Source organism: Corallococcus exercitus (genome assembly GCF_003611585.1).
GTDB lineage: Bacteria > Myxococcota > Myxococcia > Myxococcales > Myxococcaceae > Corallococcus > Corallococcus exercitus.
In genome coordinates this window covers 20,682-27,683 of sequence record NZ_RAVW01000090.1, presented here as the reverse complement: position 1 = coordinate 27,683, position 7,002 = coordinate 20,682, and the positions used below count along the sequence as shown (strand labels likewise).

The window sequence follows — 7,002 nt, the reverse complement described above, 5'->3', positions numbered from 1 at the left end:
GTGGCGGGGCGGGTGAGGAAGTCCTTGAGGTGGCGGCGCACGGCCTGGACGGTGTGGGTGTCGGCGTGGAGGACCTCCTCGAAGTAGCGGCGGACTTCGCGGACCTCCTCGCGGCGCATGTCGCCGTCGGCGCGGGCCACGTCCACGAAGAGGGCGGTGATGTCGCGGTCGAGCGGGTCCTCGTCCGGGGCCTGGACGATGGGGAACTCGCCCGGGCCCTGGGAGAGGGGGGCCTGCTTGGGCGGCGGTTCGAAGGAGGCGGGGAAGTCGCTGAACAGCTCTGGGAAGTCCGGGGGCGCGGCGTGCTGTTCGTCGAAGTAGTGGCCCAGGCCCGTGCCCACGATGAGCCCGAGCACGATGGCCCAGGGCCCGCCGAGGAGGAGGCCGGCCATGAGACCCAACATCGCCCCGAGAACTTTTCCCGCACCCATGCCGTCGCTTCGCTCCCTTGTGCCGGGTCAGTCTTGCATAAGGTGGGTCTCATGACGGCTCAGTTGATCGACGGCAAGGCAGTGGCGGCGCGCGTGCGGGCGGAGATCAAGGAGGAGGTGGCGCGCCTGAAGGCGGAGCGCGGCATCACCCCGGGACTCGCCGTGGTGCGCGTGGGAGAGGACCCGGCTTCCAAGATTTACGTGACGGGGAAGAAGAAGGCCGCCGAGGAGGTGGGCTTCAACTCCTGGGAGCACCACCCGGACGAGACCATCACCCAGCAGGAGCTGCTGGCGCTGGTGCACCGGCTGAACGAGGACCCGGCGGTGCACGGCATCCTGGTGCAGCTGCCCCTGCCCAAGCACATCGACGCGGACGCCATCATCTCCGCGGTGAAGCCGGAGAAGGACGCGGACGGCTTCCACCCGATGAACGCGGGAAATCTGCTCCTGGGGCGGCCGGCGACGCGGGCGTGCACGCCGTATGGCGTGATGCGGCTCCTGGAAGAGGTCGGCTGCAATCCGGCGGGCAAGCGCGCGGTGGTGGTGGGCCGCAGCAACATCGTGGGCAAGCCGCAAGCGCTGATGCTGCTCCAGAAGGACGCGACGGTGACGGTGTGCCACCGCAAGAGCGACCTGCCGGCGGAGGTGGCGCAGGCGGACATCCTGGTGGTGGCGGTGGGCGTGCCGGAGCTGGTGAAGGGCGCGTGGATCAAGCCCGGCGCGGTGGTGATTGACGTGGGCATGAACCGCAAGGCGGACGGCAAGCTGGTGGGCGACGTGGAGTTCGCCGCGGCGGCGGAGCGCGCGTCGTTCATCACGCCGGTGCCGGGTGGGGTGGGGCCGATGACCATCGCCATGCTGATGAAGAACACGCTGGAGGCGGCTCAGCGCGCGGGGAAGTGAGCCGGAACTCCGGGCCTCCCTGTCTCATGCGAAGACAGGGAGGCGGAGCGGGTCACGCTAGTTTCCGAGCGCGGCGACGAGCGCGATGACGGCCGGGATGCCCAGGCAACTGAGCGCCAGGACGGCCGCGACGGTGATCACCGCGACCCGGGTGAGGCTCGTCTTGCCCAGGCGCTTGTGGGCCTCGTTGATCGGGAGCTTGCGCAGGTCGGCCTCCGGCCGCAGGCGCGCGAGCTCCGCGAGGAACTGCTGGAAGCTGGCGGTCCGGACCGCGACCATCCAGACCTCGGTGCGTCGCTTCCCCTCGGGAGTACGCCACGAGAACAGGAACTGATCAGGCTGACTCTTCACCACACCGGTCAGTGACTTGACGTCGTACGCGACCGCATAGAAACCGTCGATGCTGGCGACCGGGAAGGACTCGTCGATCCCGGATCCGACCAGGCCCTTGCTCTGCCTGCGCAGCGTGGTTTCCGTCAATGTGTAGAGCGGTCCGATGTTCCCGTCGCGTTCATCGTGTTGCACCATGAGCTGTCTCGTTCTCCTGGATGATGGCGCCGTGTATACGCGAACGCCGTGCGCGCCCCCCAAGGAAAAGCGGGTCGCCCATCGATGGCGTGTGACGCTTGGCCGGACGAGGGAGTCTTGCTATCTGGCCACCCGCCTTCCACACGTTCCCAAGGTTTCCTCCGATGACGGGCCAATTGCTGACCTGGGCTGTTCTTCCTTTGAACTCAAAGGTGGGACTCGAGGCTGTCGCTGCGGCACTCGCTGACTTCAATCCAAGACTTGAAGGTCAGACCCTCCGCATCTCTGATTTCTTCGTTGTCCGGATCGCTGCCACGCAGGTTCCAAACAGGTTGGATTGGAGCTACGCGTCGAGCACGGCGCCGATTGGTGCGACGAGCGTGGAGTTCCTCGCACCCCACGAGGCCTGGCTCGGCCGGAACACCTCGCCGGAGGTCCTGTCTTCGATGGGCTTCAAGGGGGTGAGCGCATCCATCACCACGGATCGCTATCTGCAACTCACCGCGATGGTGTGCAAGCTCGCCGCGCTTGTAACCGCCGTGATACAGCCGCTGGCCGGCTACATGGCCTTCCCTGTCGGCGCCTTTGTTGCTGATGCAAAAGACTACATCGCGAAATTGAACCCCGGCCCGCTCTGGTCGTATCACCTGGGTCGTGCTTCCGGGTGGATTGAAAGCTCGGGCCTTCGCGGTTTCGGGTTGCCTGAGATTGCGATGCCCATGGACCCGTCGCGACAGGAACTCTTTGAGTCAACTGCCTACGCGGTCATGCAGGCGATGATTTCGAATGGGCCGTTGCCTTTGGGCACTGTGTTCGGGTCGAAGGCCGGCGAGTTCCGGGTCGAGGCGGAGCTGTCTGGCGCGGTCTGGCTCCAGCCCACGAAACCCGTGCCCGGGCTGGAGGCGGCCGCTCGTGGCCGGGCGTGCGTGGGGCGAAAGCGCGCGCTGGCTGCGCTGATCGGCCCTCATAGTCACTACCATCTTGCCCGCGGCGCACAGCACGGCGCTCAGGAGCATTTCTTCCTCGGTGGTGAGTGCTACGCGATGACCAACGGCGTGAGTGATGCGGCTCAGCCGGGTGGACGCCCAGAAGACCAGAACACCCACGTCGAGTTGGTGGTGCACGCGGGGCGGTTGGGTGGCTGGGCAAGCAATGTGCTCGCATGGGCAGGTCAGAGCTTCCACGCCCACGACGGTTCTCGGCCGTTCCGTGCGTTCGACCGGTTTGTCCTGCCCTCACCGATGCAGGGGATTGCCGCGGTCATGTTCTGGCCGTTCGGCCACCTGCAGCCGGAACCCACCCGGCGGGTCGATCTCTGGGTGTTGCTCCCACTGACCACGGAGGAGCTACAGCAGTTCCGCGCAAAACCACAGTCCCAGGGCCAATGGATTCAAGAGCGTAAGACTCGACGAGACATTCATCTCATCGAGCAACGATGGGATGCACTTGCCGCGAACGAGGCCCGGAAGTAGCCCGGCCCTCCTGCCCGTACGAGGACAGCAGGCGACGAGAATCATCGCGGAACCCATCGCCGATCCAACCCGCTTCGCCAATGTCTGCCATTGCTCGGCGAAGACCCATGGGGATTGCATCGGCGGCCCCGTCGACCAGAAATTGCTTTGTGTGTAAATGGCACGTGCCGGTAGCTGAAAGCATCGTGGTGAGGACGTACCGCCATTCCCCTTCGCCCCGGACGGAACCTGACGGATGATGGGCGCATGGGTCCGGCCTTGCACCGATGCGTCCGTGGCGGGGCCGCGCTGGGGCTGCTGCTGTTCGCAAGCCCCGCGCGTGCCCAGGACGCCACGCCTTTGCCGACGTTCTCCCTGGAGCGCCTGGATCCGAACCCGGGGCTGGGGCCTTTGGCGCTCGGAAGCGGCGAGCTGCTGGCGCCAGGGGCGGTGCGCGTCTCCCTGATGGCGCACTACCAGCGGGCGCCCCTGACGATCCTGAACGGGTCGGACGAGTACCCGCTCGTCCTGTCCCGGACCACCGGACTGGTGTCGCTGGCCGTTGGGGTGCTCCCCTGGCTGGAGCTTCAGGCCCAGCTCCCTGGCGTCATCCACCAGAGCGGCGCGGACGTGAGCACCGTGCTGTCCATCTCCCCGCCGTCACGCAGCGGGCTGGGGGCTCCGAGGATCGCGGCCCGGCTGGGATTGCTGGGCACCTCCGCTCCCGAGGCTTTCCACCTGGCGCTCGACCTGGACGTGCGGCTGCCCGTGGGCGGCTCGGGTGCGCTCGCTCGAGACCAGGGTGTCCGCGGTCAGGGACGGCTCATGGTGGGGAAGCGCTGGGGACCCGTGGCTCCGGCGCTGGAAGTGGGCGTGCTCCTGCGTCGTGCCGTGTCGACGGACTCCGGCGTGGACAGCCTCAACGGCGTGGGCAACGAGCTGCGGGCCGGGGGGGGACTGACGGTGGGATACGCCCTGCGCGCGGAGGTGTCCGCGAACGGTGCGTACTCCTGGCGGCAGCAGCGCACCAGCGGTGAGCTGCTCGGGGGCCTGCGCTACGCCCCCGCCCGGCCCTGGGAGTTCTTCGCCATGGGCGGAGCGGGCGTGGGCTCCGAGCCGGGGTCCCCTCGCTTCCGGGTGCTCGCGGGACTGGCTCTGCTCTTCGACAAGGCGCCACCTCCGCCCCCGGAGGACATCGTCTACGAGATCGTCCAGGGACTGCCACGCGCCCCCGCCGAACCCCAGCTCGAACCCGAACCCACGCCCTCGGAACCTCCGCCTCCCGAGCCCGCCAAGGACGTGCCGGTCACCGACACCGACACGGATGGGGACGGCGTCGTGGACGCGCTGGATGCCTGCATCCATGAGCAGGGAACCCGTGAGCACGGCGGTTGCCCTGAGTCCAGTGACCCGCTCGTCACCCTGACCCGCGAGCGTCTGGTCCTCCATGGCCAGGTCTTCTTCGAGGTCGGCGCGACGACGCTGCCGGGCCGCTCGCGCGTGCTGGATGAAGTGGCGCGGGTGCTCCTGGAGCATCCAGAGGTAGAGCGCGTCGTCATCGAGGGTCACACGGACGCGGAAGGGTCCTCTGCGTCCAATCAGCGCCTGTCCCTCGCCCGCGCGGAGGCCGTGCGCGACTACCTTCTGCGCAAGGGCGTCCCGGCCGACCGGCTGGAGGCCCGGGGGCTCGGTGCACGCCGGCCCGCGAGCTCCAACGGGACTCAAGCAGGCCGCGGCGAGAACCGCCGCGCGGAGCTGCTGCTCATCCTGGGCGAGCCTCCTGCGGCCCGCACGATTCCCGGGCCGCCGCTCCCCTGAATCCAGGGTTCAGCGCTCCGCGAGCGCACGCGCCATTCGCTGCGCGCTCTCGGGGCCGACGGGAGAATAGAAGAGGACCCGCAGCGTGCGTGCGTCCGGCTCGATGTGCATCAGCGCCATGTGCGCGAGCTCGATGCGGCCGGTTCCGGGGAGGTCAACGATCTTCGTGCCCTCGGGCTCGGCATCCAGGTCATGCTGCGTCCAGAGCCGGCGGAACTCGGGGCTCCTCGCACTCAGCTCGTCCACAATCTCCTGGAACTGCTCATGCGCACTCGCGCGCGCGGCTTCCGCGCGAAAGCGCGCAACGAGGTTTCGTGCGTGGGCCTCGCGCTCCACCGTGGCGAGCGGCGGTACCTTGCCGAGGAAGATGTTCCGCAGGGCATTCGTGCCACGCTGATCCCCCCAAAGCTTCAGCGCGGGCCCGTTCATCGCGACGACGTCCCAGCGCAAGGTCGAGACAACCGCCGGATGACGATGCGCCTCGATCGTGAGCGCGAGCAGGGGGCTCACGATCGGCGGCGTCGCGGCGACCGGACGGGGCGAGCGACCTTGGGCAAGCTCGAACAGGTACGAACGTTCCGCCGCATTGAGGCGCAGCGCGCTCGACAGTCGCTCGAGCATCGCCTCCGAAACCTGGATGTCGCGCCCCTGCTCGAGCCACGTGTACCAACTCGCCCCCACGTCGGCGAGCTGCGCGACCTCCTCACGCCGCAGCCCCGGCGTGCGCCGCCGCGCGCCCTCGGGCAGCCCCACATCGGACGGCCGCAGCCGCGCCCGGCGGGTTCGGAGAAAGTGCGCCAGCTCGGAGCGTGGAGACGACGGAGACGCGGCGGTCACGGACCACAGGTTAGCAGAGAGAGTCATCGTCCAAACTGAGCCTGGAGCCGCTCGGGCACTCGCGCGCCCTGAATCCGGATTTGAGCCGAGGCCTCCTCGATGCGCTGCAGGTCGCCCTGTGTCAGCTCGACGTCGAGCGCGCCCAGGTTCTCTTCCAACCGGTGCAACTTCGTCGTGCCAGGGATTGGAACGAACCAGGGCTTCTGGGCCAGCACCCAGGCAAGCGCAATCTGGGCTGGCGTGGCCCGCTTGTCGTCGGCGATTTGCCGCAGCAGGCTGACGAGCGCCTGGTTCGCCTCCATCGCATCCTGGGAGAAGCGCGGCAGGAGCCGGCGGAGGTCGTCGCCGGCCAACGGCGTGCTGGCGTCCATCGTGCCGGTCAGAAAGCCTTTCCCAAGGGGGCTGAAGGGCACCAGCCCGATGCCCAGCGCTTCGAGCGTTGGAATGATTTCGGCCTCATGCTCTCGCATCCAGAGCGAGTACTCGCTCTGCAACGCCGTCACGGGCTGCACGGCGTGCGCGCGGCGGATCGTCGCCGCGCCGGCCTCCGAGAGGCCAAAGTGTTTGACCTTCCCTTCGGCGATGAGGTCCTTCACGGTGCCGGCGACGTCCTCGATGGGCACCGCGGGGTCGACACGGTGCTGGTAGAGCAGGTCGATTCGGTCGGTCCGCAGCCGCTTCAGGGATGCATCCGTCACCCGGCGTATCTGCTCGGGCCGGCTATCAACCCCCGACAGCGGGCTCGGCCCGTTCTCGCCGTGCTTGATGCCGAACTTCGTGGCGATGACCACCTGATCGCGCACTGGCGCGAGTGCCGCACCGACCAACTCCTCGTTGAGAAAAGGTCCGTAGACTTCTGCGGTGTCGAAGAACGTCACGCCAAGGTCAACCGCCGTGCGCAGCAGCTTCGTCATCTCCGCGGTGTCCTTGGGCGGACCGTAGAAGAAGCTCATGCCCATACAGCCGAGGCCGAGCGCCGAGACTTCCAGCCCCCGTCCAAGCTTGCGCTTTGGAATCATCATCGTCACCCGTTG

General features: G+C 67.9%; 7 protein-coding genes. 3 read left to right on the top strand and 4 right to left on the bottom strand.

The genetic code is table 11. From position 1 onward, the window contains the following. Positions 1-392, bottom strand: a 392-nt coding sequence (locus D7W79_RS13880; RefSeq protein ID WP_244221761.1) for a TerB family tellurite resistance protein, incomplete at its 3' end; no start/stop codon positions are given. 90 nt (positions 393-482) lie between these two features. On the opposite strand from D7W79_RS13880, the gene folD reads away from it, so the two are divergent. Continuing rightward, a complete protein-coding gene (folD, locus tag D7W79_RS13875; protein ID WP_120525852.1) occupies positions 483-1,334 on the top strand; it encodes a bifunctional methylenetetrahydrofolate dehydrogenase/methenyltetrahydrofolate cyclohydrolase FolD in 852 nt (283 codons plus the stop codon). Between the two features lie 57 nt (positions 1,335-1,391). On the opposite strand, the gene D7W79_RS13870 is transcribed toward folD, so the two are convergent. Then, positions 1,392-1,862 carry a hypothetical protein gene (locus D7W79_RS13870; RefSeq protein ID WP_120525851.1) on the bottom strand — a complete coding sequence of 157 codons (471 nt, stop codon included), beginning with the start codon at positions 1,860-1,862 and terminating at the stop codon, positions 1,392-1,394. A gap of 164 nt (positions 1,863-2,026) precedes the next feature. Between D7W79_RS13870 and D7W79_RS13865 the strand changes: the two genes are divergently transcribed. Both D7W79_RS13865 and D7W79_RS13860 read left to right on the top strand, forming a co-directional pair. After that, positions 2,027-3,334, top strand: a complete 1,308-nt coding sequence (locus tag D7W79_RS13865) for a hypothetical protein (protein ID WP_147441917.1) — start codon at positions 2,027-2,029, stop codon at positions 3,332-3,334. 258 nt (positions 3,335-3,592) lie between these two features. Beyond that, positions 3,593-5,131, top strand: coding sequence for an OmpA family protein (locus tag D7W79_RS13860; protein ID WP_158616960.1), 1,539 nt, complete (start codon positions 3,593-3,595; stop codon positions 5,129-5,131). A 9-nt stretch (positions 5,132-5,140) separates the two neighbouring features. On the opposite strand, the gene D7W79_RS13855 is transcribed toward D7W79_RS13860, so the two are convergent. Both D7W79_RS13855 and D7W79_RS13850 read right to left on the bottom strand, forming a co-directional pair. Beyond that, a complete protein-coding gene (locus D7W79_RS13855; protein ID WP_244221760.1) occupies positions 5,141-5,968 on the bottom strand; it encodes a helix-turn-helix transcriptional regulator in 828 nt (275 codons plus the stop codon). Between the two features lie 23 nt (positions 5,969-5,991). Continuing rightward, positions 5,992-6,984, bottom strand: a complete 993-nt coding sequence (locus D7W79_RS13850; RefSeq protein ID WP_120525854.1) for an aldo/keto reductase — start codon at positions 6,982-6,984, stop codon at positions 5,992-5,994. Between the last annotated feature and the right edge of the window lie 18 nt (positions 6,985-7,002).

Excerpts from the sequence above, each read along its gene's own strand:
- D7W79_RS13870 (WP_120525851.1), bottom strand. The coding sequence starts at position 1,862 with ATGGTGCAACACGATGAACGCGACGGGAACATCGGACCGCTCTACACA.
- D7W79_RS13865 (WP_147441917.1), top strand. The coding sequence starts at position 2,027 with ATGACGGGCCAATTGCTGACCTGGGCTGTTCTTCCTTTGAACTCAAAG.
- folD (WP_120525852.1), top strand. The coding sequence starts at position 483 with ATGACGGCTCAGTTGATCGACGGCAAGGCAGTGGCGGCGCGCGTGCGG.